The organism is Streptomyces sp., assembly GCF_050698815.1.
Lineage (GTDB): Bacteria > Actinomycetota > Actinomycetes > Streptomycetales > Streptomycetaceae > Streptomyces.
The window spans coordinates 1-2,156 of sequence record NZ_JBOHCV010000279.1; the positions used below are offsets into that span (position 1 = coordinate 1).

The 2,156-nt window shown below is 74.7% G+C and carries 1 protein-coding gene and 1 pseudogene; one reads left to right on the forward strand and one right to left on the reverse strand.

Annotation, left to right across the window (positions count from 1 at the left end; all coding sequences use genetic code 11):
* Positions 1-1,748, reverse strand: a 1,748-nt coding sequence (locus ACRDP3_RS10120) for a DUF5107 domain-containing protein (RefSeq protein WP_431516538.1), incomplete at its 3' end; no start/stop codon positions are given.
* A gap of 156 nt (positions 1,749-1,904) precedes the next feature.
* Here ACRDP3_RS10120 and ACRDP3_RS10125 point away from each other — a divergent pair.
* Positions 1,905-2,156 (forward strand): annotated as a pseudogene (locus ACRDP3_RS10125) (aminoglycoside phosphotransferase family protein); the annotation flags it as partial.

The window sequence follows — 2,156 nt, forward strand, 5'->3', positions numbered from 1 at the left end:
TCGGCGGTGCGGTCCACCGAGAGCAGGACGGGCACCGCCTCCCGTACCAGCGCCGCCAGCATCGGGGTGCCGGTGCCGTCGGGGCTCTCGGCCAGCTTGATGGCGGTCAGGTAGCGGTCCGCGGCCCGTTCCGGGTGCAGGCCGGCGGTGGCGTCGTGCGCGTCGGCGAGAGCCAGACAGCGCAGCGCCCACGGTGTCGCCGCCGCCGCGGCGGAGCGCTCCCAACTGCGTACGGCCTGCGCGCGGTCGCCCGCGTGCCACTGGGCGACGCCGAGGTGATAGTCGGTGAGCGGGCCGGAAGTCGCGCACTCGAGCTGGTCGCGCCAGGCGTCCGAGACGAGGGAGGGCGCCGGTACGGCAGCGGTGGCGGCGGCCGAACCGGAGTCGGGGAAACCGCCCGTGGTCAGCAGCGCCAGCCAGGGCCGCTGCTCCTCGCCCAGCGTCCGCTCCGCGAAGGGCGTGCCCGGCAGCGCGTAGCCGCCGCGCGCCACTTCGAGTGCGCCCCAGCCCGAACCGGTGGCCAGCGGCTCGCCCTCCGGTTCGAGGTCGGCGTAAGGACGCCAGGCGGCGTAGGCCGCGTCGACGGCCGCGCGGGGCAGGTCCGCCTCCAGCCGGCCTGCGGTGTGGGCGCGGGCCGCCGCCCAGTCCTCGCCGTGCACCGCGTCGGGGTCGGCCGCGAGCGGCCCGTACGCCTCCAGCCAGGCGAACTCCCCGCCCGCCTCCAGCGGAATGTGCTCCAGCTGGGTACGGGCCAGCCCGGCCTGGATCTCCGCATAGCCGGGCATGTCCGGCCCGGTCAGCCAGCGCTGCCAGCGCCGCCCGCCGGGACCGTGGCCCCACACGAACAGCTTGCGACCGCGCAGCAGGTCGGTCGAGGTCTGCACGAGCCCGTGCCCGCGCTCGTCGAGCGAGGCGATCCACTTCCGCTCGGAGCGGGGCACCTCGTAGAAGTAGTCGGCGGGGAACTCGCTGCGCAGCGCGTAGGTGCGGTCCACGCCCTCCCACTCCGGCACCGGGATGCTGCGCAGCCGGCCCTCATAGGCGAAGTACCAGGTCTCCTCGGCCGGTACCAGCACCCGGGTGCGTTCGTCCTCGGGCACGGCGATGTTGGACCACCAGTAGACGGGCACGGTCCGGTCGTGCGGATTGCGGATGCGGGCGCCGACGTGAAGGAAGTCGGAGCCCTCCGGCAGCCACAGGTCCACCTGGAAAGGGGTGTCGCGCAGCCGTTCCCACTCCCACAGCCGCAGCATCTCTCCACCGCCGCCGTCCGGCGCCGGCACCCGGGCGGCGTGCACGGGGGCGCAGGAGAGGGTGGTGTGGCCGGTCGCGCCGATGTTCCACTCGATGCCGCCGGAGAACCAGGCGCCGTTGAGGGCGAAATTGGCGGGCTGGAGTACGGGGTTGGTGTAGAGCAGTTCGCGCCCCGTGGGCTTGTGGTGCAGGGAGTGGACCCGTCCGCCGAGGCCCGGCAGTACGGTCGCGCGCAGCCGGTCGTTCTCGATGACGAGGGCGTCGAGCGCGGCGGGGGCGCGCTCGCGTCCGTACCCGTCCAGGAGGCGGGTGGGCAGCACGGAGCGCAGCGGCGCGTAGCCGACCTGGCGCGCCATCTCGGGTGGCAGCGCGGCCCGTTCGCGCTCGTCGACGGTGTGCGGTTCGTCCAGGGAGAGGAGCGGGGGCAGCGGGTTCTCGGGGCCGAGGGGGGCCAGCGGCAGGGTCAGGGTCGTGCGTCGTACGGTCGCCGGCACGGCAGCCTCGATCCTCTTCGTGGGCGCCACCGCCTGGCCGGGGCCCCGGATGACCATGGAACACGCTGGGCGGCGGCTTGACCAGGGCCCCTTACGGCGCCCCTCACGGCACCGGTAACACCCCTGCACGTGAGGGGAGATGCCTAGGCTTCAGCCGTGACCGATCCCGCATTGTTTCCCGCCTCGCTGCCGGTGCTGAGCGCGATGCGGGGCACCGCGAGCGGGCGGGAGTGGCTCACCGGACTGCCCGCCCTGGTGGCGGAGTTCCGCGAGCGGTGGGGGCTGCGGCTCGGCACCCCCTACCACGGCGGCAGCTGCTCCTGGGTCGCTCCCGCGCTGCGTCCGGACGGCACGCATGCCGTCCTGAAGGTGACCTGGCCGCACCGGGAGGCGCGGGCCGAGGGCACG